A 22,479-nucleotide genomic window follows, 5' to 3' on the forward strand; every position below is an offset into this window, starting at 1 on the left:
CCGGCACAAGCAGCGCCGTATATTTATTCAATAACTGGAGGAATGGCAGTGAAATTGATATTCATAATCGGACTCATGGTGGCGAACGGCTTGATGAACGCCCACGCCCAAGCGCAACCCACGCAAGCGTCGCAAGGCGCCGACCTGATCGTGCACAACGCCAAGATTTATACCGGCAATCGGACGCAACCGGCGGCATCGGCCCTGGCCGTCAAGAATGGCCGCATTTACGCGGTCGGCACGGACGCCGAGGTGCTGGGCTTGAAGAACGCGAACACCCGAGTCATCGATTCCCACGGCCGCCGGATGGTGCCTGGCATTATCGACGCGCATACCCATGTGCTCAACGAGGGCGGCTACAACTACACGCTGCGCTGGGACGGCGTGCCGACGCTGCGCCGCGCCATGGCGATGCTGAGCGAACAGGCCAAACGCACACCGGAAGGCCAATGGGTGAAGGTGGTCGGCGGCTGGTCGCCCTACCAGTTCGAGGAGAAGCGCTTCCCCACCATGGACGAACTGCGCAAGGCCGTGCCCAATCGCCCGCTGTTCGTGCAGTACGCCTACAACCGCGGCTACATGAACCAGCAGGCGATGGACGCCCTCGGCGTGGGGACCGACAAGTTCCCCAATCTGCCGGGCACCGTGCTGGAGAAGGATGCGCAGGGCAAGTATACCGGCGTGGTGCATGGCTACACGTTCACGTTCATCGGCATCGAGACCATGGTCCCGCAGCTCTCCTTTGAGGAGGAGGTGAGCTCGCTGATCCAGACGGTCCACAGCCTCAACCGCTTCGGCATCACCTCCGTCGTCGATGCCGGCACCGGCTTCCGCGGCTATCCCAAGGCTCAGCGCACCGTGGACGTGGTCGCCCGCGACAACCGCCTCAACATCCGCATGCCTTTCGTCGACATCCAGTTCGGCGAAGGCGCCGACTTCAATGTGGTGGACGCGCAGATCAAGGCGATCACCAAGACCGCGCCGGTCAGCCCCGGGCAAAATCTGCACCCGCAGCTGGCGCACGGCCACGTCTATCGCGGCGCCGGCGAGCTACTGTCGGTGGCCGTCCACGATCACGAGAACTTCGACCGTCCGGTGGTCATTGTCGAGCCGGCCAAGATGCGGGAACTGGTGGAGCGCGACATCGCCAAGCTGGTCGAGCGACGCATTCCCTTCCGCGAGCACATCAGCTACGACGAGAACATCACGCCCTTCCTCGATGCGCTGGAGACGCTGAACCAGAAGACGCCACTTGACGGCCTGCGCTGGAGCATCGAACATGCCGAGACCATTAGTCCCGCCAACATCGCCCGGGTCAAGGCGCTGGGCGGCGGCGTTGCGCTGGACACTAAGATGGCGCTGCACGCCGACGGCTTCATCAAGACCTACGGCCGCGACAAAGCCTTGCTGACCCCGCGCCTGCGCGAACTGGTCGACAGCGGCATCCCGCTGGCCATGACCACCGACGCCTTCCGAGTGGCCTCGTTCAATCCGTGGGTCGGCATCAGCTGGATGGTGTCGGGCAAGTCGGTTTCCGGCGCCGAAGTGCTGGCCAAGAACAACCGTCTGTCGCGCGCCGAAGCGCTGGGTCTGTTCACGCGCGGTGCGGCGTGGTTCATGCAGGCCGAATCCGAGCTGGGCATGATCGCCCCCGGCCAGCTCGCCGACTTCGCGCTGCTGGACCGCGACTACTTCATGGTGCCGGAGGCCCAGATCAAATCCATCGCCTCGGTCTTGACCGTCATGGATGGCCGGGTGGTGTACGGCGCACAGGACTATCAGGCGCTGTCGCCAACATTGCCCGCAATTCTCCCCTCCTGGTCACCGATCAAATACTATGGCGGCTACCCGCAAGATCGGTGACGGTACGGCGAGGAAGCATGCCGCTTGGCTCGGGTTTCCATGCTGCTCGCGGGTGCCGCGCTGGCGCAGTTCCGCCCACTGCGATTCAAAGACGACTTCAATGCCCAGCGCCAGGAATACGCCGGCGATGACCACCGCCGCGCGTGCTGGACCGCCCGATCGCCGATGACGTGCGCCTGAGCGTCTGCAGTGACTTGCGCAGGCGCTACGAGCGCGCCGCGAATCCACGCTATAGGCCGGAACGCCAGCGCCGCTGGGGGTTGTTTATGCAGCGCCAGCGATGATGATCATGGATCCGCCACTCCAACTGGCACCTCACCCATTATGGCCGTGGCGCCGAGTGAAATCTTGGACACGGCCCGAAAGCGCTAGAATGTCGCGTTACGCGCCGGCGTCGTTACGCCTTGGCAAAACCAGACTCATCGCATCGCCGAAAAAACCCGATGACCACCGTCCCAACGAAATCAACGCTGCCGCCGTCAAGAACAGTCCGACAGCCTCTTACCGGATTTCAGGAACCATTTTTAGCGGCTGGCCGTTATCAAAGGCTGACCTAGGCGGCGCTCGTCGGACGCGGGCTCGCTTACGAAGCATTAACGTACGGCCCGGGCGGAACGGCGCCGCACTCATGGACCTGCGGGGAGCGGGTGAGTTGTCGGTCAAGGATATGCGCCACTTAGCGGATTTCGAGGTCACGCCAACGGCGGTGAAGAAAGTGTTTGCCACCTCGACTGTTGTAGCGCCGTAGGACCGCTGGGAAGGCAGGACACTTATTTGATCCAGCGAGCTATTCCAATAACACTGTCGAATTACCGCTGTCGCCAGCGTTTTTAACCGCCATCCGGAGATGGGAAATGAAAATACAACTAGCAAGCCTTTATTGCGCGTTCGCGTTGGCCGGCTGTGTTGGCGTTCACGGCAACTCGCCTGAATCAGAAAGCGCCAACGGGCCACAGCCTAAGAAAACGGAGTGGATTCAGCTATTCAATGGAAAAGACTTATCCGGCTGGACTTCGAAGTTCAAAGGCTATCCATCCGGCGTCAACTATAAAAACACATTCAAGGTTGAAAACGGCATTCTCAAAGTCGACTACAGCGAGTACGCCAAATTCAACGGCGAATTCGGTCATCTGTTCTGGAGGCAGAAGCTGTCGCACTACCGTATTCGGGCGGAATATCGTTTCGTTGGCAAACAGCTCGCGGGGTCCCCTGGGTGGGGCTTTCGCAATAACGGCATCATGATTTTTAGCGAACCGCCGGAGACCATGGAACTCGACCAGGAATTTCCCGCATCGATCGAGGTGCAGATGCTGGGCGGCGGCGGGCCCGGTGAACAGAACAACGGATCGTTCTGCACCCCTCATACCAAAGCCGTATTCAACGGGCAGTTGACCACCACCCACCGCACCTCCGCCAAGTCCAAGGTATATATGGGGGACGATTGGGTCACCATCGAGGTGGAAGTTCACGGTGGGAAATTAATCAAGCATATGCTGGACGGCGAAACCGTCATCAGCTATAGCCAGCCTCAGCTCGATCCGGGCGATCCACATAGTTCGAAACTGCTGTCGAAAGGCTTCCCTCAAATGTTGGAAAGCGGCTACATCGCCATCCAGGCGGAAACGCATCCGACGGAATTCCGGCGGATCGAAATCCTGCCGTTGGACGAATGAGTTTGGGCGCCGATTGAAATCCTTGGGCTCAGCGCGAAAGCGGTAGAATGTCGAGTTACGCGCCGGCGTCGTTACGCCCCGGCAAAACCAGACTCATCGCATCGCCGAAAAAGAACCAATGACCACCGTCCCCAACGAAATCAACGCTGCCGCCGTCAAGAACAGTCCCACAGAAAAAGTCACGCCGATGATGCAGCAGTACCTGAGCATCAAGGCCGAGTACCCGGACATGCTGGTCTTCTACCGCATGGGCGATTTCTATGAGCTGTTCCACTCGGACGCGGAAAAAGCGGCGCGCGTGCTCGGCATCACGCTGACGGCGCGCGGTTCGTCGGGCGGACAACCAATCAAGATGTGCGGCGTGCCGTTCCATTCGCTGGAAGGCTATCTGGCCAAACTGGTCAAGATCGGCGAGTCGTGCGCGATCTGCGAACAAATCGGCGACCCGGCCACCAGCAAAGGCCCGGTCGAGCGCAAGGTGATGCGGGTGGTCACGCCGGGCACCCTGACCGACGCCGACCTGCTGCCGGAAAAGGCCGAGCGCCCGCTGCTGGCGATGTGCATCATCAGCCAGCGCAAGGTATGCACCGCCGGCCTGGCGTGGCTGTCGCTGGCCAGCGGTTCGCTCAAGCTGATGGAATTCTCCGGCGACAGCCGCACCGTCAACACCCGCATGCAGCAGGAGCTCGAACGCATCGCGCCGGCCGAGATCCTGCGTGGCGATAACGCCGACCTGTTCGAGGAAGCCGTCAGCTGCCATGTCAACCGCGTGCCGGACTGGCACTTCGACGTCGTCACCGGCCACAAGTCGCTGCTCGATCAACTGAGCGTGGCGACGTTGACCGGCTTCGGCGCCGACGGCCTGGGCGCGGCCTTCGGCGCGGCCGGCGCGCTGCTGCGCTACGCCCAGTCGACCCAGGGCCGCGGACTGCAGCACGTGCGCAGCCTGAGCACCGAGACCGAGAGTGAGTTTATCGGCCTGGACGCGGCCACGCGGCGCAACCTGGAACTGACCGAGACCATACGCGGCCAGGAGTCCCCAACCCTGTTCTCGCTGCTGGACCACTGCCGCACGGCGATGGGTTCGCGCCTGCTGCGCTATTGGCTGCACCACGCGCGCCGCGACCAGCGCATCGCCCGCTCGCGCCACGAGGCCATCGCCGCGCTGGCGCAGGCCGACGCCACCGGCGGCCTGTCGCATACCCTGGCGCAGGTGCCCGATATCGAACGCATCACCACGCGCATCGCGCTGCTGTCGGCGCGCCCGCGCGACCTGGCCAGCCTGCGCGACGGCGTCAAGCAGCTGCCGGCGCTGCGCCACGGCTTGCAGCGCGCGCTGACCGATCCGAACGGCCTGCTCAACGCGATCCATAGCGACCTGTCCTCGCCCGAGGAATGCCTGGACCTGCTGGTGCGCGCGGTGGCGCCGGAGCCGGCGAACATGGTGCGCGACGGCGGCGTGTTCGCGCGCGGCTTCGACGCGGAGCTCGACGAGCTGCGCGCTCTGTCGGAGAACGCGGGCCAGTTCCTGGTCGACCTGGAGACGCGCGAGCGCGCCCGTACCGGCATCGCCAACCTGCGGGTGGAGTACAACAAGGTGCACGGCTTCTACATCGAGGTCACGCACGGCCAGACCACCAAGGTGCCGGACGACTACCGCCGCCGCCAGACCCTGAAGAACGCCGAGCGTTACATCACGCCGGAACTGAAGGCGTTCGAGGACAAGGCGTTGTCGGCGCAGGACAAGGCGCTGGCGCGCGAGAAGATGCTCTACGATCAGCTGCTGGCCGACCTGGCGCCGTTCATCGGCTGCCTGCAGACGATCTCGAAGGCGCTCTCGCAGCTCGACGCGCTGGTGTCGCTGACCGACCACGCGCTGCGCCACAACTGGTGCGCGCCGCAGCTGGTCGACGGCCCGTGCATCAACATCGTCGAGGGCCGCCATCCGGTGGTAGAGAATCAGATCGAGCGCTTCATCGCCAACGATTGCCGCTTCGTCGACGAGCGCCGCCTGCTGCTGATCACCGGTCCGAACATGGGCGGTAAATCGACCTTCATGCGCCAGGTGGCGCTGATCACGTTGCTGGCCTACGTCGGCAGCTACGTGCCCGCCACCAGCGCCACGATCGGCCCGATCGACCGCATCTTCACCCGCATCGGCGCCACCGACGATCTGGCCGGCGGCCGCTCGACCTTCATGGTGGAGATGACCGAATCGGCGGCGATCCTCAACGGCGCCACCGAGCATTCGCTGGTGCTGATGGACGAAGTGGGACGCGGCACCTCGACCTTCGACGGCCTGGCGCTGGCGTGGGCCATCGCGCGCCACCTGATCGACACCAGCCGCAGCTTCTCGCTGTTCGCGACCCACTACTTCGAACTGACGCAGCTGCCGGAGAGCCACCCGACGGCGGCCAACGTGCACCTGTCGGCCGTCGAGCACAAGGACAGCATCGTGTTCCTGCACGCGGTGCAGGACGGCCCGGCGTCGCAGAGCTACGGCTTGCAGGTGGCGCAGCTGGCCGGCGTGCCGCAGACCGTGATCAAGGCGGCGCGCAAGCATCTGGCGCGGCTGGAGGCGCAGGCGCTCGACGCCACGCCGCAGCTGGATTTGTTCGCCGCCCCCGCCACCGACGCCAACGACGAGCCTATGGAAACGTCGGCGTCCGCCGACGGCAATGGCAGCGGCAATCCAACACCGGCCATGCGCGAGCTGCTCGACGCGCTCGACGATCTGGACCCGGACGCGCTGACGCCGCGCGAGGCGCTGGACCGCTTGTATCAGCTTAAGCACCAACTCAAGCGCCTGACGGAGACCGCGCAGGCATGACGCGCGCCGCGTCCAGGCTCGCCCTTGCGCTGACCGTTGCGCTCAGCGTCGCGGCGGCGCTCGCGCCGGCGCACGCGCGCGAGCGCGCGGCACCAGCCGGCAAGGGCTTCCAGTTCGCGGTGATCGGCCATCCATTCAAGAACGGCGCCGACGAGGCGCCCCTCAAGCACGCCATCGCCGCCGCCATGCAATCCAATCCTGCGTTCATCGTCGCCACCGGCATCAAGGGCGACAAGGAACCTTGCAGCGACAAGTTGTACGCCGCGCGCCACGCGATCCTGGACGACGCGGGCACGCCGGTGGTGGTGTCGCTGGCCGGCAGCGACTGGAGCGCCTGCCTCAATTCGGCCGGCCGCTCGAACGCGATCGAACGCCTGAACCGCCTGCGCGAACTGTTTTACGGCGAGCCCGAGTCGCTGGGGGCGCAGCGCATCGCGCTGTCACGCTTGTCGAGCACCGCCAAGTTCCGCAGCTACGCCGAGAACGCGCACTGGGAATACGGCAAGGTGCTGTTCGCCACCATCAATCTACCGGCGAACAACAACCATTATCGTCCGGAGGCGGGCCGCAACAGCGAGTACGAGGACCGCCTGGTCGCCAACCGCGCGTGGCTGCACCGCCTCTTCACCCTGGCCGCGCGCCAGAAGATGCACGGCCTGGTGCTGTTCTCGGACGGCGCCATCGGCTTGCAGGAGGAGGAAGGGTTTTCGCTGTTGCCGCGCTTCGAGTCGAAACAGGACGGCTTTGCCGAGCCGCGCCGTCAAATCAAGACGCTGGCCGGTAAATTCAAGGGGAAGGTGCTGCTGGTGGACACCCAGATCCAGGCCCCACCCCAAAACGGCGCAGCCGGCAGGACCGAACCAGCCATCGATTGGCGCGGCAACGTGGGACATCTGAGCGTGGCCGCGGAATCGGCCGAGGTGCGCGTCAATCCCGACACCGCCGCCCTGTTCACCATCAAGGGCGGCGGCGCCGAGACGACGCCTTGATCGACTAGATCAGTGGATCGGGTGGATGGCGACGTGGTCGCCCTCTTCGCCTTCGTCGTCCTCGTCACCGTGGTGGTGGCCGTGGGCGCCGTGCACGTGGCCGTGGGCGATTTCCTCGTCGGACGCTTCACGCACTTCGGTGACGTTGAGCGAGAAGCGCAGCGCCATGCCGGCCAGCGGATGGTTGCCGTCCAAAACGACCTTGTCGTCGGCGATGTCGGTGACGGTGAAAATCATCGCTTCGTCGGCGTCGTCGCCGTCGGGCATGCCTTCGAACTGCATGCCCACTTCCAGCGGCTCCGGCAGGCGGTTGCGCGGCTCGACCTTCACCAGCGCGGCGTCGTAGTCGCCGAAAGCGTCTTCCGGCTCGATCTGGATGATCGACGAGTAACCGACTTCCTTGCCGTCCAGTTCTTCTTCGATTTTTGGCAGCGTGTTCTCGTAGCCACCGTGCAGGTAGACCATCGGTTGACGGCCGTCTTCGATCAGATTGTCCTGTGCATCGGACAGTTTGTAATTCACAGTCACGACCGTGTTCTTGGCAATCTTCATTGGAATTTCCTTTCTGTTATGAGCAGGCAGATTATACCTTTAATCGTGCGCGGGACCGCGCCGCTCCGGACGGCGCATGCGCAATCCGCATAACGATATGTGATTCGGTTCCGTCGCTTGCACGGCGCAAGCCCTACAATGGTGTCCATGCGACAAGCCACCTCCGACAAACTCGCCCAATGGCTGCTCGGCAGCATCGAGCTCGACGCCGCCGCGCTGCACGTGGGCCGCTACTGCGGGCCGTGGCGCGTGTCGACCGCCGACCGCGCCATGGCCAGCTTCCACCTGGTGCTGCAGGGCGCGTGCTACCTGCACATCGACGGCCAGCCGGCGCTGCGCCTGCACGCGCGCGACGGCGTGTTCCTGATGAGCGACGTGGCGCACTTCCTCAGCCCTTCGCCGGACCCCGCCGCCCCGGTGGCGAAACAGCCGATGCTGCCGCTGGCCGGTGACGACGGCGGCGGCGAGTCCGCCGGCATCGACGGCGCCGGCCTGGCCTGCGGCTTTTTTCGCTTCAGCGGCGCCCTCAGTCCGATGGTGATTGGTTCCTTCCCCGAATACCTGGTGTGCCGCAGCGGCGACGCCGCCCTGGGCCACAGCGCGGCGCTGTTCGACATGATCCAGGCCGAATCGATCAACGGCGGCGATCCCGAACGGCCCTCGCCGCTGATCGCGCGCCTGGTCGAACTGCTGTTCTTTTACCTGATCCGCCACGCCAGCGAGCGCGAGGCACTGAGCGCCGGCCTGCTGGCGCTGGCCCAGCGCGGCGAGTTCATGGCGCTGCTCGAACGCATGCTCGACGCGCCGGGCGACGACTGGAGCATCGCCCGCATGGCCGACGCCGCGCACATGTCGCGCGCCGCCTTCTGCAAGCACTTCACCGGCGCCGGCGGGGTGACGCCGGCGCAGTTTCTGCTGCGCCTGCGCATGCGGCTGGCCACCCAGCGCCTCAACGCCGGCGACTCGGTCGAGCAGGCCGCCGCCCACGTGGGCTACCAGTCCAACGCGGCGTTCACGCGCGCCTTCAAGCGCATCGTCGGCGAGCAGCCGGGCGCCTACCGCCGCCAGCTGCGCGCGGCCGTATGAACATGGTTGAACAAAAAAGACGTTTGAACAAAAAACCGCGACTTTTGGACATGGCGGAGATCGCGCGCGCGCCTGATAATATGACGTCAACATTTAGGAAAAGCCACCATGTCCCGTCTGACCCTGCACACACTCGATACCGCCCCCGCCGATAGCCGCGCCTTCGTCGAAAAAGCCATCGCCAACAACGGCTACCTGCCCAACCTGATCGGCGTGCTGGCCAACGCGCCGGTGGCGCTGGAAACCTACCTGACCGTCTCCGGCATCAATTCGCGCGCCAGCCTGACCCTGGCCGAGCGCGAAGTGGTGCAGATCACCGCCGCGCGCATCCATGGCTGCGATTTCTGCATCGCCGGCCACAGCGCCATCGCGCTGAAAAAAGCCGGCCAGAACGCCGACAGCGTGCGCGCGCTGCAAACCGGCGCCGCCACCGGCGATGCCAAGCTGGACGCGGTGGCCCGCTTCGCCACCGCCGTCATCGCCCAACGCGGCGCCGTCGGCGACGAGGCGCTGCAGGCCTTCATCGACGCCGGCTACAACCAGCAGCAGGCGCTGGAGGTGGTGCTCGGCATCAGCCTGGCCACCTTGTGCAACTTCGCCAACAGCCTGGCCGGCACGCCGGTCAATCCGCAGCTGCAACCGTATCTGCCGGGCGCGGTGTAAGGATGACGGGCCTCTACGACTGGCTGGCGCTGCACGCGGACTCCCTCGACCAATCCGAAGACCTGGCGGACCAGGTCATGCCGGCGCTGGCGGCGCAGGGCTGCTTCCTGGCGGGCGTGCCATCGCATCTTGGCGGCAGCGGCGGCGACGTGCGCGACGCCATCGACGGCATCGCCGAGGTGGCGCGCCATTCGCTGACGGCGGCCTTTGTCTATTGGGGCCAGCGCAGCTTCATCGAATACCTGCTGCAAAGCCCCAACGCGGCGCTGCGCGAACGCCTGCTGCCGCAGCTGATGGCCGGCACGCTGGCCGGCGCCACCGGCCTGTCGAACGCGATGAAATTCCTGTCTGGGATGGAGCCGCTGCAGATCGACGCCAGCCCCGCCAAGGAAAGCGGCGACTGGACCCTGAACGGCAAGCTGGCGTGGATCACCAACCTGCGGCCGCAGCGCTTTGTCGCCGCCGCCGCCGTGGCGCCGGTCAACGGCGCGCCGGCGGCGGTGGTGGCTTTCGCCAGCGACGCCGCCGGTGTGCAGCGCAGCGCCAATTTGCAGCTGATCGCCATGCGGGGCAGTAACACCGCCGCCGTGCGGCTCGAAGGCGTGGCGGTCCCGCCGGAGAACATCATCTCGTCGCAGGCGCCGGAATGGCTGCCGCGCGTGCGGCCAGCCTTCTTGGGCATGCAGTGCGGGATGTCGATCGGCCTGGCGCGCGCGGGCCTCGATCACGCGGCGCGCACGCTCGACAGCGGCGCCAAGGGACGCGGCCAGCTCGGCGAGCGCATCGCCGCCGCGCGCGACGCGCTCACGCTGCACACGCAGCACCTGCTCGAAGGCGTGGCCGACGGCCGCTTCGTCGCCGACGCGCCGACGCTGTTCAAGCTGCGCATCGCACTGGCCGATCTGGTGCAGCAGGCCCTGACGCTCGAACTGCACGCCAAGGGCGGCCACGCCTATCTGGAACAGGAACAGGACGGCTTTGCGCGGCGCTGGCGCGAAGCGGCCTTCATCCCGGTGATCACGCCAAGCATCACGCAACTGCAGGCGGCGCTGGACAAGCACGCGGCGTCCACCAAATGAACGACGCCGCGTTGAACCACGCCGCCCGCAGCGGCGCCGGCGCCGGCCTGGCGCTGCAAGCCGAGGGACTGGGTTTCGCCTACCCCGGCGCCGGCCATACCTTCGACGACATCACGCTGGCGGTGCGCCCGCGCGAAATCGTCTGCCTGCTCGGCGGCAGCGGCTGCGGCAAATCGACCTTGCTGCGCGTGCTGGCCGGCCTGCAGCGTCCATCGCGCGGCAAGGTCGCCTTCCTTGGCGCGCCGCTGACCGAACCGAGTCCGCGCAGCGCGCTGGTGTTCCAGCAAGCGAGCCTGCTGCCATGGCTGAACGTCGCCGCCAACGTCGGCTTCGGTCTCGATTTCGCGCACCAGCCGAAGATCTCCAAAGACGCCCACGCCAGGCGCGTGCAGGACGCGATCGACGCCGTCGGCTTGGCCGGCAGCGAAAAGCGCTACCCGAACGCGCTGTCCGGCGGCATGGCGCAACGCGTCGCGCTGGCGCGGGCGCTGGCACGCCAGCCGGAGCTGCTGTTTGCCGACGAACCGTTTTCCGCGCTCGACGCCATCACCCGCGCCGAGATGCAAACGCTGTTGGTCGACGTGGTGCACCGCTGGCACAGCGCCGTGCTGCTGGTCACGCACGACATCGACGAGGCGATCCTGGTGGCCGACCGCATCGTGCTGATGGGCGGCCAGCCGGGCCGCATCGTGCACGAATGGCAGGTCGACCTGCCGCATCCACGCCTGGCCGACACCGAGGCGATCGGCGCGCTGCGGTTGCGCATCCTCGCCGCGCTGCAGAACGTTCGCGCGCCTGCCGCGCCGCCGACCGGATCGACCATCTGACGACAATTCCAAAACTATCCGAAAGCCCTCCATGACCGCAAACCCTTACCATATCTGCGCCGCCTCCGATTGCGACTGCGGCATGACGCGCCGCGATTTCCTGCGCGTGTCCGCGCTCGGTAGCGCCAGCGTCGCCGCGCCGCTGCTATTCGCCGGCGACGCCATGGCGCAGCAAGGCCCGAAAGGCGACGACCAGCCGGTCAAGATCGGCTATCTGCCGATCACCGATGCCACGCCGCTGCTGGTGGCGCACGGGCGCAAACTGTTCGAGGCAGAGGGCTTGCAGGCCGAGACGCCGCGCCTGTTCCGCAGCTGGGCCCAGATCATCGAGGCCTTCGTCTCCGGCCAGGTCAATGTGATCCACCTGCTGTCGCCGGCCACCATGTCGGTGCGCTACGGTGCCAAGTTCCCGGCCAAGGTGGTGGCGTGGAACCACGTCAACGGCTCGGCGCTGACGGTGGCCAAGGAGATCAACAGCGTCGCCGACCTGGGCGGACGCACGGTGGCGATTCCGTTCTGGTACTCGATCCACAACATCCTGCTGCAGCAGATCCTGTCCAAGGCCGGGCTGTCGGTGGTGGCCAAGGGCCGCGAAGGCGCCATCGGGCCGAAGGAAGTCAATCTGGTGGTGCTGGCGCCGGCGGAGATGGTCTCCGCGCTGGCCAGCAAATCGATCGCCGGCTTCATCGTCGCCGAGCCGTTCAACGCGCTGGCCGAAACCAACGGCGTCGGCAAGGTGCTGCGCTTCTCCGGCGACGTCTGGAAGAACCACGCTTGCTGCGTCACCTTCCTGTCCGAGCGCGACATCGCCGCCCGTCCGGAATGGGCGCAGCGCGTGACCAACGCCATCGTCAAGGCGCAGCTGTGGACACGCTCGAACCAGATCGACACCGCGCGCCTGCTGTCGAATGGCGACGCGCACCGCTACACGCCGCATGCGCTGCAGGTGCTGTCGAAGGTGCTGACCGTGACCGACTACGCCGACTACGAAAAGCGCGGCGTCATCGTCCACAAGGACTGGAACCAGCGCCGCATCGACTTCCAGCCCTACCCGTTCGCGTCGTACACGGAGCAGATGGTCAAGGCGCTCAAGACCACGCGTCTGGAAGGCGACACCGGCTTCCTGCAAAAGCTGGAGCCGTCGTTTGTCGCGCGTGATTTGATCGACGACCGCTTCGTGCGCAAGGCGATTGCCGCCGTTGGCGGTCCGGGCGCGTTCGGCTTGCCGGCCAACCTGCTGCGCAGCGAAGTGCTGGCGGTCTGACGAATGGGGAATCTGGTGAATCGCGTCGGCTTGCCGCTGCTCGGTTTCGCGGTCGCGCTGGTGCTGTGGCACGCCGGCGTAGTCGCGCTGGAAAACGATACGCCGATCGCGTCGGCCTTCGCGCCGCTGGAGGCCGGGCGCGCGCTGCTGCAACTGCTGCAAGGGCCGGACATCTGGCGCGACATCGGCCTCAGTTTGCGCCGGGTCGGTTACGGCCTGGGGGCGGCGGTGCTGATTGGCGTGCCGCTTGGGGTGTTGGTCGGCAGTTCGCGGCGCTTCGCGGCGGCGGCCATGCCGCTGTTCCAGTTGCTGCGCATGGTGTCGCCGCTGTCGTGGATGCCGCTGGCGGTGATGACCTTGGGCGTGGGCGACGCGCCGGTGTATTTTTTGCTGGCGTTCGCTGCCGTCTGGCCGATTTTGCTCAACACCGCCACCGGCGTGGCGCGGCTCGATCCGAACTGGCTGCTGCTGGCGCGAAGTTTATCGGCCACCAGGACGGAGACCGTGCTGCGGGTGGTGCTGCCGGGGATCACGGCCGATATTTTGACCGGCGTGCGGCTGGCGATCGGCATTATCTGGATCGTGCTGGTGCCGGCGGAGATGCTGGGGGTGTCAGCGGGCTTGGGGTATTTCATACTCGATGCGCGCGACCGCTTGGCTTACAACGAGTTGATGGCGGCGATTGTGCTGATCGGCGTGCTGGGGTTCGCGCTCGATTATCTGGCGCGCTGGCTGCATGCGCGTTGGTTGCACGCACGCTGAACGCACACGTCAACCCGCACGGCGCGGACCGCCGGGGTCGGACCCATCGGGTCCGACCCCTCTGACTGGGGTGCGGGTTTATAATGCGGTATGAAAAAATTACCGCTCCTCGGCGACATCACGCCGGCGCAGTTTCTGCGCGACTACTGGCACAAAAAGCCACTCCTGATCCGTAACGCCATCCCCGGCTTCAAGCCACTGCTGAGCTTGGATGCACTGACCAAGCTGGCCTCGACCAACCACGCCGAATCGCGCCTGATCGCGGCCGTCGACGGCGAATGGTCGATGCAGCACGGCCCGCTGGAAAACCTGCCGCCGCTGACGCAAAAGGAATGGACCCTGCTGGTCCAGGGCGTCAACCTGTTCGACGCCAAGGCCGACGACCTGCTGCGCCAGTTCCGCTTCATTCCCGATGCCCGCCTCGACGACCTGATGGTCAGCTTCGCCACCGACGGCGGCGGCGTCGGTCCGCACTTCGATTCCTACGACGTGTTCCTGCTGCAGGCGCAGGGACAGCGCCGCTGGCGCATCGGCCCGCAGAAGGACCTGAGCCTGGTCGAGGGCCTGCCGCTCAAGATCCTGGCCAACTTCAAGCCGAACGAGGAGTTCGTCCTCAATCCGGGCGACATGCTGTACCTGCCGCCGCACTACGCGCACGACGGTGTGGCCATCGGCGATTGCCAGACCTATTCGATCGGCTTCCGCTCGCCGTCTTACCAGGAGCTGGGCGAGGCGTTCCTGCAATTCATGGCCGACTCGATCGACCTGCCGGGCCGCTACGCCGATCCGGAGCTGGAGGCGACCGCCAAGCCGGCCGAGATCCCGCGCCACATGCTCGACACGATCACCGAGGAAATCAACAAGGTCCGCTTCACCGAAGAGGACGTGACGATCTTCCTGGGCGAGTATATGTCGGAGCCCAAGCACAACGTATTCTTCACCGGACCGGCCAAACCGCTGACTTTCGGCAAGTTCGGCGAGGCGGCGGCGAAAAAGGGGTTGTCGCTGTCGCGCAAGACGCAGATGCTGTATCGCGGCAAGCACGTGTTCATCAATGGCGAATCGTTCGGCGTCGGCCGCGCCGACAAGGTGGCGCTGGAATTACTCGCCAACAACCGCGCGCTGACCGGCGCCGAGCTGGCGACGGCATCCGACGATGTGATGGACGCGCTGTACACGTGGTATCAGGACGGCTGGATCGAACTAGGCTGATCAATCAGGCGGAGGCGCGATGGAAAGGCAAGTAGTTACCTTTACGACGAAAAGCGGGTTTGTCGAGCAGCTGGACGCCTGCCTGGCCCGCGCCGAGCACACGCTGCGTCTGTTCGATCCCGATTTCGCCATCTGGAACCTGGGCGGCAGCGCCACCGATGCGGTGCTGCGCCGCTTTTTAAAAGGTGGCGGCCGCCTGCAACTGGTCGCCCACGACGGCCGCGTGATCGAGCGGGACGCCCCGCGTTTCTTGCGTTTGGTTAAGGATTACGGCCATGCGATCGAGATCAGGCGCACCAGTCAGTCGCTGCGGCAACTAACAGACTCGTTCTGTATTGCCGACGAGCTTCATATCGTCCGGCGTTTCCATTCAGACCATTTCCGTGGTGAAGCAGTTTTCTACGGCCCGACCGATATAAACACCCCTTTGGAACGTTTCCTTACAATTTGGGACGAATCAGGACCTGGAATGTTTGCAAACTCAACAGGACTCTGAGCGGTTAGGGGTAAAATGCGGTGTTCGAAGCGAACTCCGGTAGTGGCCGGCTTCCCTAAACCGAAGTCGAAAGCGAAATGTTGCGATACCGCAAAATAGTTGTGAGAACGGCTCTTTGTCCTATTGCGACGCAGTAAAAATCGCTATAATATTCGGTTAGGAAGTTTCCGTTGTCTGGCAGGCACCATGTCAGGTACGAAAAGCCTTCGAAGACGACCTAATGAGCGATAATTACCGGTAATTATTAATCGCAACACTGTGTTCAATTTTGTATTTACTAAGGAAAATTCATGAAAAAATCCCTGCTGATCGTTTCCCTGCTGGCCGTTGCTGCTCTGACCGCTTGCTCGAAAAAAGAAGAAACCACCGTTACCCCAGCACCAGTAGTGGCTCCAGAAGCTGCTCCAGCTGCTGCTCCAGCTGCTCCAGCCGCTGACGCTGCTGCTCCAGCCGCTCCTGCTGCTGACGCTGCTGCTCCAGCCGCTCCTGCTGCTGACGCTGCTGCTCCAGCTGCTTCGGCACCTGCTGCTTCGAAGTAATCAGTAAGGAAGAACCCGCCAGCGCTTTTGGCGCCGGCGGGTTTTTTTTCGCCTGAAGCTTTTGCGTCCAATGGAAATCTCCATTTATCCGCAGATATAAAAAAACCGGCGCGTGGCACCGGTTTTTTTATGCCCGGATATTCTCCGGGATATTCAGACGGCGGCGCCAATCCGGCGCCGCCACTGCCATCGCAGCTTATTTCAATTGCTCGTGCAGCAGGTTCAGGATCTTATCGCCGACCGGGCCCGTTTCCGGTTTGCCGGCATTGTTCATCACGGTGACGGTGCTGCTGTTGCCTGCGCCGGCCTTGACCGAGATGCGATAGCGTTGCGCTTCCTTATCGGCTTCCGACGACGAACCCCAGCTGAACAGCTTGCTGAAGAAGCCCTTGGTTTCGGTCGCGTCGTCGATGTAGCGGACGAAGTAGGTGCCGCTGGTGCGGTCGCGGTCCTCGACGGTGAAGCCGGCGCGGTCGAGCGCCAAGCCGACCCGGCGCCAGGCGCGGTCGAAGCCCTCGTCCACCTGCACGGCACGGTCGGCGCCGGTGCCGACCAGCGACGCGTGCTGCGGCTGGACGATGGCCGATTCGACGGCGGTCTTGGCCGGCGAGGTGTCTTCGCCGCCGTTGCCCAGCTTGTTCATCATGCGTGCCAGGAATTCGGCTTCCAGGCCCGGATCGTTCGGACGCGGGGTCCACATCGTGCTTTCCTTCTGGGCGCCGGTGACCACTTCTTGGGCGCCGCGATGGCTGATGTAGATCTCGCTGGCGCCGTCGGCGCGGCGCTCGATGCGGGTGCGGAACTTGTCGCGCTCGCCGCTCGAATAGACCGAATCGAATACCTTGCCGATGGTGTTACGGATGAAATCCTGCGGAATCTTGGCGCGGTTTTCGTTCCATTCCGTTTCCATGATGCCGGCGGTCGGCAGTTCCTGCGCCAGGGTGAAGCCCGAATCCTCCCAGAACTTCTTCAGCTGCGGCCACAGTTGTTCCGGCGTCTGCTTGATCACCAGCCAGCGCTGGTTGCCGTCGCGCTCGACCTTGATGTCGTTGACGCTGGTCGGCACCACGGTGCCGGCGAGCGGCTGGCCCGGCACGACCACGCCAGGACCGACACCGGCGGCGGCGGCCGCGCCCTTGGCGGCGTTGTAGCCGGAGGCGGTGGCGACGCCGTTGTTCGAGTCCGGCAGCGAGTAGCGGTTATCCTTCTGCAATTGCGTCAGATCCGGCGGCACGTCCAGGGTGCTGGCCTTTTTGGCGGACTTGTAGTCCACCTTGTCGTTGCCGATGACGGAGCTGATCATGCCGCAACCGGTCAAACTGGCCATCAATGCGCCCAGTACCAGCACGCGCTGCGAGGAAATAGAAGCTGTCTTGCGAATAGTCATGTCGTTACTGTTATAAGAAGCTGGAGTGCAGCAAAATATGATCCGATCGAGTCGGGGCTTGTTGCTCAGGCCGCCACCGCGCCCGTGCAACATCGCGGGCGCGCGCATGCCTGCCGGGGTTTTACAGTACGCCGGCCTCTCGCAGGGCCGCGCGTACCGCGTCGTGGCAATCGGCGCCCAGCGGCACCAGCGGGAGGCGTATGCCGGCCGGCATCTTGCCCATTTCCGCCAACGCCCACTTGACCGGCACCGGGTTCGGCTCGATGAACAGCTTCTGGTGCAGCGGGAACATTTGATTGTTCAACGCCACCGCCGTCGGGATGTCGCCGGCCAGCGCGGCCGCGCACATCTCGGCCATGGCGCGTGGCATGACGTTGGCGGTGACGGAGATGTTGCCGGCGCCGCCGCCGAGGATCAGCGCCATCGCGGTCGGATCGTCGCCGGAGTAGACGGCGAACGATTTCGGCGCCAGGCGCAGCAGGTCGTAGCCGCGGCCGATGTTGCCGGTCGCATCCTTGACGCCGACGATGCCGGGCACGGCCGCCAGACGCAGGATGGTCTCGTTGCTCATGTCGGCCACGGTGCGGCCGGGCACGTTATACAGGATCACCGGCAGGTCCACCGCTTCGGCGATGGCCTTGAAGTGCTGGAACATGCCTTCCTGGGTCGGGCGGTTGTAGTAGGGAACCACTTGCAGCGTGGCGTCGGCGCCCGCTTCCTTGGCAAAACGGGTCAGCTTGATCGCTTCGGCGGTCGAGTTGGCGCCGGCGCCGGCGATGATCGGGATGCGGCCTTTGGCGTGGGCGACCGTCGCCTTGATCAGGGCGCAGTGCTCTTCCACGCTGACGGTGGCCGATTCGCCGGTGGTGCCGGCGATGACGATGCTGTCCGTGCCTTCGGCGATGTGCCAGTCGATCAGGCGGTTCAGGCCCTCGAAGTCCAGACTGCCGTCCGGGTGCATCGGAGTGACGATTGCTACTATGCTGCCCTTAATCATAGGAAACCACTGCATAAAGTATTAAAACGACGATTGTAGACGATGAGCCGCGCTTATGGTGCATTCGGGGCGACAAATCGGGTTTCAAAATGGCGGCAACAGGGCCGCCACGCGCGGAAAATCAGGCTTCACGGCGCAGATTCGTTGCACCATGGCAGCTTTTGGCGCATCGACCACGCCATCCTCAAACGCGACCACGCGCAGGCCGTGGCCGCGCGCCCAGTCCAGCAGTTCGCCCGGCTTGAGCAGAAAGTCAGGGTTCGACGGTTTGCCGAATTGCGCGTTACCCTCTGCGAAGGTTTCGTAGATCAACACGCCGTCCGGCGCCAGGCTGGCGATCATCGCGGCGGTTAGCGGGCGATGCAGGTAGTTTGTTACCACAATACCGGCAAATCGCGCGGGACCGAACGGCCAAGCGGCGCCCGCCTCCTCCAGGTCGATGTTGGACGTGGTGATATCGGGGCCGGCCGCCAGCGCCAGCGCCTCCGGATCGCGGTCCACCGCGACCACCGAATGGCCCAGCGAGGCCAGATGGCGGGTATGGCGGCCGTTGCCGCAGGCCAGATCCAGCACCTCGCCACCAGGGATCAGGGGGGCGTAGCGCCGCACCCAGGAAGAGATGTTATCGCTCATGATGTCTTTACCGGAATTTACGAAGGGTTACAAAGTTTCCAGCGCTACGTGTAGGCCAGGCCCATGGCCTCGCGCACGTCGCGCATGGTGTCCTGCGCCAGCCGACGCGCGGCGTCGTTGCCGTCGGCGACGATGGCGCGCACCAGCGACGGGTCGTCCAGATATTGCTGGGCCCGCTCGTGCATCGGCTCCTGTTCCTTGACGATGGCGTCGATAACGGGTTGTTTGCACTCGATGCAGCCGATACCGGCCGACATGCAGCCGCGCTGCACCCAGGCCTGGGTCGGCGAGTCGGAATACACCTGGTGGAATTGCCAGACCGGGCAACGGGCCGGGTCGCCCGGATCGGTGCGGCGCACGCGGGCCGGATCAGTCGGCATGGTGCGGATCTTCCTGGCGACCGAGTCCTTGTCCTCGCGCAGCGCGATGGCGTTGCCGTAGCTCTTGGACATTTTGCGTCCGTCCAGGCCCGGCATGCGCGAGGCGGCGGTCAGGCGCGCCTGCGGCTCGACCAGGATCAGTTTGCGGCTGCCCTCCAGATAGCCGAACAGGCGCTCGCGGTCGCCCAGCGACAGGTTCTGCGCGTCGTCGAGCATGGCCTTCGCCTGCTCCAGCGCCTCGTCCTTGCCGTCCTGCTGGTACTCGGTGCGCAACTCCATGTAAAGCTTGGCGCGCTTGCTGCCCAGCTTCTTGACGGCCTTTTCCGCCTTCTCCTCGAAGCCTTTTTCCTTGCCGTACAAGTGATTAAAACGTCGCGCTATTTCGCGCATCATCTCGATATGCGGCACCTGGTCGTCGCCCACCGGCACCAGGCTGGCGCGGTAGATCAGCACGTCGGCCGCCTGCAGCAGCGGGTAGCCGAGGAAGCCGTAGGTGGCCAGGTCCTTGTTGGCCAAGTTGTCGATCTGGTCCTTGTAGGTCGGCACCCGTTCAAGCCAGCCCAGCGGCGTGGCCATCGACAGCAGCAGGTGCAGCTCGGCGTGCTCCGGCACGCGCGACTGGATGAACAAGGTCGTCTGCGACGGATCGATGCCGGCGGCCAGCCAGTCGATCAGCATCTCCCACGTGCTGCGCTCGATGACGCTCGGGTCGTCGTAGTGCGTGGTCAGCGCGTGCCAGTCGGCCACGAAGAACAGGCACGGCTGCTCAGCCTGCAGCTTGATCCAGTTTTTCAGCGCGCCGTGATAGTGGCCCAAGTGCATGGAGCCGGTCGGACGCATGCCGGAAACGACACGATCGGGGTACATGGTGTGCTTAAGCCAAAAGGAAGATCAGCGGTTTCACCAGCAAATGGAAAACAGTCTGCACCAGATGCATGCCGCTGATGAGGAAGCCGGTCAGCAGGCCGAACTGCATCATCAGGATCAGGCCGATGAAGACGTAGACGCCGTAGCGCTCGATCTGCGCGTACTTGCGCGCCAGCGGCATCGGCAGGATGCCGGTGACGATGCGCCCGCCGTCGAGCGGCGGCAGCGGAATCAGGTTGAACACGAACATGGCGGAGTTGACGCCGATACCGGCCTTGGCCATCAGGATAAAGAAGTCGTCCTGGTCGGCATGGAACACGAACGTCAGCACCACCCACAGTACCATCCAGCCCAGTCCCATGACGAAGTTGGCGCCGGGACCGGCGGCCGCCACGATGGCCATCTGCTTTTTCGGATTGCGCAGGCGGTTGTAATCGACCGGCACCGGTTTGGCGTAGCCCAGCGCCGGCAGGGTCAGCAGGCTGAGGACCAGCGGCAGCAGCACCGTGCCGAACGGGTCGATATGGCGCATCGGGTTGATGCTCAGCCGGCCAAGATCGGCGGCGGTGGGATCGCCGAAGTAGCGGGCGACATAGCCGTGTGCCGCTTCGTGCAGGGAAATTGCAAAAAGAACTGGAATGGCGTAGACCGTGATGGTCTGGACGATGCTATCTATATCCATGATGGAGGGATTCTACCAGAGGCTGCTAAGTGATCTTGGGCGCCGTCGAAGGCCGGCGCACTTGCCTTGTCGCAAAGGGAGAATCAGAGTCCGAACAAGGCGGCGTCGCCCCGGCCCTGGCGTACCAGCTCGGCGTCGGGACCGGTCAGGTCGATCACGGTGGTCGGCTCCATGCTGCAGGCGCCACCGTCGATGACCAGCTCGATCTGCTTGCCCAGCCGCTCGCAGATGGTGTCGGCGTCGTTGAGCGCGTCCTGCTCGCCCGGCATGATCAGGGTGGTGCCCAGCAGCGGTTGCTGCAATTGTTCCAGCAGCGCCAGCACGATCGGGTTCTCCGGCACGCGCAGGCCGATGGTCTTGCGGGACGGATGGCTGAGCCGGCGCGGCACGATCTTGGTCGCCTCGAGGATGAAGGTGTACGGCCCCGGCGTGGCGCTCTTGAGCAGGCGGAACTGGCGGTTGTCGACGCGCGCGTAGACGCCGATCTCGCTCAGGTCGCGGCACAGCAGGGTCAAATGGTGCTTCTCGTCGATGCCGCGGATGCGGCGCAGGCGCTCGACGGCGCCCTTGTCGTCCAGGTGGCAGACCAGCGCGTAGCAGGAATCGGTCGGCACGGCGACGATGCCGCCGCCGTCGATAATCTGCGCCGCCTGCTTGATCAGGCGCGCTTGCGGGTTGACGGGATGGACCTGGAAGAATTGACTCATGGTTGGTTGGCAGGGCCTCGGCTTGGCTGAAGTCGTGACCGACTAAAGCCGGCCGAGGCCGCTATTAATAAGATCAGGATTGTACGCTACGCAAGGCGGCGATGCGCTGCTCGAAAGGCGGGTGGGTCGAGAACAGCGCGCCCCAGCCGCCGCGGTTGGTGATGCCGGCCGCCGCGATCGATTGCGGCAAGGCGCCCGGCTCCATGCCGTTCAGGCGGGCCAGCGCGTGCTGCATCGGCACGCTGCTGCCGAGCAGCTTGGCCGAGCCGGCGTCGGCGCGGAATTCGCGCTGGCGCGAGAACCAGGCCACGATCAGCGAGGCGACCAGGCCGAACACCAGTTCGCAGACGAACACGGTGGCCATGTAGCCGATGCCGGTGCCCTGGCGGTCGTTCTTGAGCAAGACCTTGTCGACGAAGAAGCCGACCACGCGCGCCAGGAACACCACGAAGGTGTTGACCACGCCCTGGATCAGCGTCATGGTGACCATGTCGCCGTTGGCGATGTGGGCCACCTCGTGGCCGAGCACGGCCTCGACCTCGTCGCGGTTCATGTTTTCCAGCAAACCGGTCGACACGGCCACCATCGCCGAGTTCTTGAAGGCGCCGGTGGCGAAGGCGTTCGGCTCGCCGTCGTAGACCGCGACCTCGGGCATGCCGATGCCGGCGCGTTCGGACAGCGCCTTGACGGTGTTGACCAGCCACAGCTCGGTCGACGACGACGGCGTCTCGATCACGCGCGCGCCGGTCGACCATTTGGCCATCGGCTTGCTGATCAGCAGCGAGAAGATCGCGCCGGTGAAGCCGACCACCAGCGAAAACGCCAGCAAGCTGCCCATTTCGAGGTTGCCGCCCGCGCCCGGACGGCCGATGCCCAGCAGCGACAGCACGATGGACAGCACCAGCATGACGGCGAGGTTGGTGGCGATAAACAGGACGATGCGTTTCATTGGTTGTTCTCCGGTACGGACAAGTTTGTCCAGATCATAAGG

The 22,479-nt window shown here is 64.7% G+C and carries 21 protein-coding genes; 13 read left to right on the forward strand and 8 right to left on the reverse strand.

Going from position 1 to position 22,479, the window contains the following annotated elements:
- Positions 1–93 precede the first annotated feature (93 nt).
- The 4 genes from AC0IYS_RS23535 to AC0IYS_RS23550 all read left to right on the forward strand — a co-directional run bounded on the left by AC0IYS_RS23535 (position 94) and on the right by AC0IYS_RS23550 (position 7,355).
- Positions 94–1,863 (forward strand): amidohydrolase, encoded by a 1,770-nt coding sequence (locus AC0IYS_RS23535; RefSeq protein WP_471707451.1) that lies wholly within the window; start codon positions 94–96, stop codon positions 1,861–1,863.
- 854 nt (positions 1,864–2,717) lie between these two features.
- Positions 2,718–3,536: a 3-keto-disaccharide hydrolase gene (locus AC0IYS_RS23540; protein WP_471707452.1), complete on the forward strand. Its 819-nt coding sequence runs from the start codon at positions 2,718–2,720 to the stop codon at positions 3,534–3,536.
- Between the two features lie 118 nt (positions 3,537–3,654).
- Positions 3,655–6,366, forward strand: coding sequence for a DNA mismatch repair protein MutS (mutS, locus tag AC0IYS_RS23545; protein ID WP_471707453.1), 2,712 nt, complete (start codon positions 3,655–3,657; stop codon positions 6,364–6,366).
- Positions 6,363–7,355, forward strand: a complete 993-nt coding sequence (locus tag AC0IYS_RS23550) for a hypothetical protein (protein WP_471707454.1) — start codon at positions 6,363–6,365, stop codon at positions 7,353–7,355. The genes mutS and AC0IYS_RS23550 overlap by 4 nt, the downstream gene beginning before the upstream one ends.
- A gap of 9 nt (positions 7,356–7,364) precedes the next feature.
- Here the strand turns inward: AC0IYS_RS23550 and AC0IYS_RS23555 are convergent, their stop codons facing one another.
- Positions 7,365–7,907, reverse strand: coding sequence for an FKBP-type peptidyl-prolyl cis-trans isomerase (locus tag AC0IYS_RS23555; RefSeq protein ID WP_315219230.1), 543 nt, complete (start codon positions 7,905–7,907; stop codon positions 7,365–7,367).
- Positions 7,908–8,054: 147 nt separating this feature from the next.
- On the opposite strand from AC0IYS_RS23555, the gene AC0IYS_RS23560 reads away from it, so the two are divergent.
- From AC0IYS_RS23560 to AC0IYS_RS23600, 9 genes are all read left to right on the forward strand, one after another.
- Complete coding sequence (locus AC0IYS_RS23560; RefSeq protein WP_471707455.1) at positions 8,055–8,993, forward strand: cupin domain-containing protein; 939 nt, start codon at positions 8,055–8,057, stop codon at positions 8,991–8,993.
- A 108-nt stretch (positions 8,994–9,101) separates the two neighbouring features.
- Positions 9,102–9,656, forward strand: coding sequence for a carboxymuconolactone decarboxylase family protein (locus AC0IYS_RS23565; protein ID WP_471707456.1), 555 nt, complete (start codon positions 9,102–9,104; stop codon positions 9,654–9,656).
- A gap of 2 nt (positions 9,657–9,658) precedes the next feature.
- On the forward strand, positions 9,659–10,735 hold the full coding sequence (locus tag AC0IYS_RS23570) for an acyl-CoA dehydrogenase family protein (protein WP_471707457.1): 1,077 nt from the start codon (positions 9,659–9,661) through the stop codon (positions 10,733–10,735).
- Positions 10,732–11,562 carry an ABC transporter ATP-binding protein gene (locus tag AC0IYS_RS23575; protein WP_471707458.1) on the forward strand — a complete coding sequence of 277 codons (831 nt, stop codon included), beginning with the start codon at positions 10,732–10,734 and terminating at the stop codon, positions 11,560–11,562. Before AC0IYS_RS23570 ends, AC0IYS_RS23575 begins: the two co-directional genes overlap by 4 nt.
- Before the next feature lie 31 nt (positions 11,563–11,593).
- Positions 11,594–12,826: an ABC transporter substrate-binding protein gene (locus tag AC0IYS_RS23580; RefSeq protein WP_471707459.1), complete on the forward strand. Its 1,233-nt coding sequence runs from the start codon at positions 11,594–11,596 to the stop codon at positions 12,824–12,826.
- Positions 12,827–12,829: 3 nt separating this feature from the next.
- Positions 12,830–13,588, forward strand: coding sequence for an ABC transporter permease (locus tag AC0IYS_RS23585; protein ID WP_471707460.1), 759 nt, complete (start codon positions 12,830–12,832; stop codon positions 13,586–13,588).
- A 90-nt stretch (positions 13,589–13,678) separates the two neighbouring features.
- Entirely contained in the window at positions 13,679–14,800 is a 1,122-nt protein-coding gene (locus AC0IYS_RS23590) for a JmjC domain-containing protein (protein ID WP_471707461.1), read from the forward strand.
- A 19-nt stretch (positions 14,801–14,819) separates the two neighbouring features.
- The gene (locus tag AC0IYS_RS23595; RefSeq protein ID WP_471707462.1) at positions 14,820–15,296 is read left to right on the forward strand and encodes a DUF7931 domain-containing protein; all 477 of its coding nucleotides are present in this window, start codon (positions 14,820–14,822) and stop codon (positions 15,294–15,296) included.
- Positions 15,297–15,586: 290 nt separating this feature from the next.
- On the forward strand, positions 15,587–15,835 hold the full coding sequence (locus AC0IYS_RS23600; RefSeq protein ID WP_315219227.1) for a hypothetical protein: 249 nt from the start codon (positions 15,587–15,589) through the stop codon (positions 15,833–15,835).
- Between the two features lie 196 nt (positions 15,836–16,031).
- Here AC0IYS_RS23600 and bamC read toward each other — a convergent pair whose 3' ends face one another.
- From bamC to htpX, 7 genes are all read right to left on the reverse strand, one after another.
- Positions 16,032–17,222, reverse strand: coding sequence for an outer membrane protein assembly factor BamC (gene bamC / locus AC0IYS_RS23605; RefSeq protein WP_471707463.1), 1,191 nt, complete (start codon positions 17,220–17,222; stop codon positions 16,032–16,034).
- A gap of 121 nt (positions 17,223–17,343) precedes the next feature.
- Positions 17,344–18,219, reverse strand: coding sequence for a 4-hydroxy-tetrahydrodipicolinate synthase (dapA, locus tag AC0IYS_RS23610; protein WP_471707464.1), 876 nt, complete (start codon positions 18,217–18,219; stop codon positions 17,344–17,346).
- 84 nt (positions 18,220–18,303) lie between these two features.
- Positions 18,304–18,852 carry a class I SAM-dependent methyltransferase gene (locus AC0IYS_RS23615; RefSeq protein ID WP_471707465.1) on the reverse strand — a complete coding sequence of 183 codons (549 nt, stop codon included), beginning with the start codon at positions 18,850–18,852 and terminating at the stop codon, positions 18,304–18,306.
- Positions 18,853–18,896: 44 nt separating this feature from the next.
- Positions 18,897–20,099: a tryptophan--tRNA ligase gene (locus tag AC0IYS_RS23620; protein WP_471707466.1), complete on the reverse strand. Its 1,203-nt coding sequence runs from the start codon at positions 20,097–20,099 to the stop codon at positions 18,897–18,899.
- 7 nt (positions 20,100–20,106) lie between these two features.
- Positions 20,107–20,784, reverse strand: coding sequence for a site-2 protease family protein (locus tag AC0IYS_RS23625; protein ID WP_471708927.1), 678 nt, complete (start codon positions 20,782–20,784; stop codon positions 20,107–20,109).
- 80 nt (positions 20,785–20,864) lie between these two features.
- Positions 20,865–21,488 (reverse strand): L-threonylcarbamoyladenylate synthase, encoded by a 624-nt coding sequence (locus tag AC0IYS_RS23630; protein WP_090314919.1) that lies wholly within the window; start codon positions 21,486–21,488, stop codon positions 20,865–20,867.
- A gap of 73 nt (positions 21,489–21,561) precedes the next feature.
- Positions 21,562–22,437, reverse strand: a complete 876-nt coding sequence (gene htpX, locus AC0IYS_RS23635) for a protease HtpX (RefSeq protein WP_471707467.1) — start codon at positions 22,435–22,437, stop codon at positions 21,562–21,564.
- Between the last annotated feature and the right edge of the window lie 42 nt (positions 22,438–22,479).

It is taken from the genome of Duganella sp. AC237 (assembly GCF_979254035.1).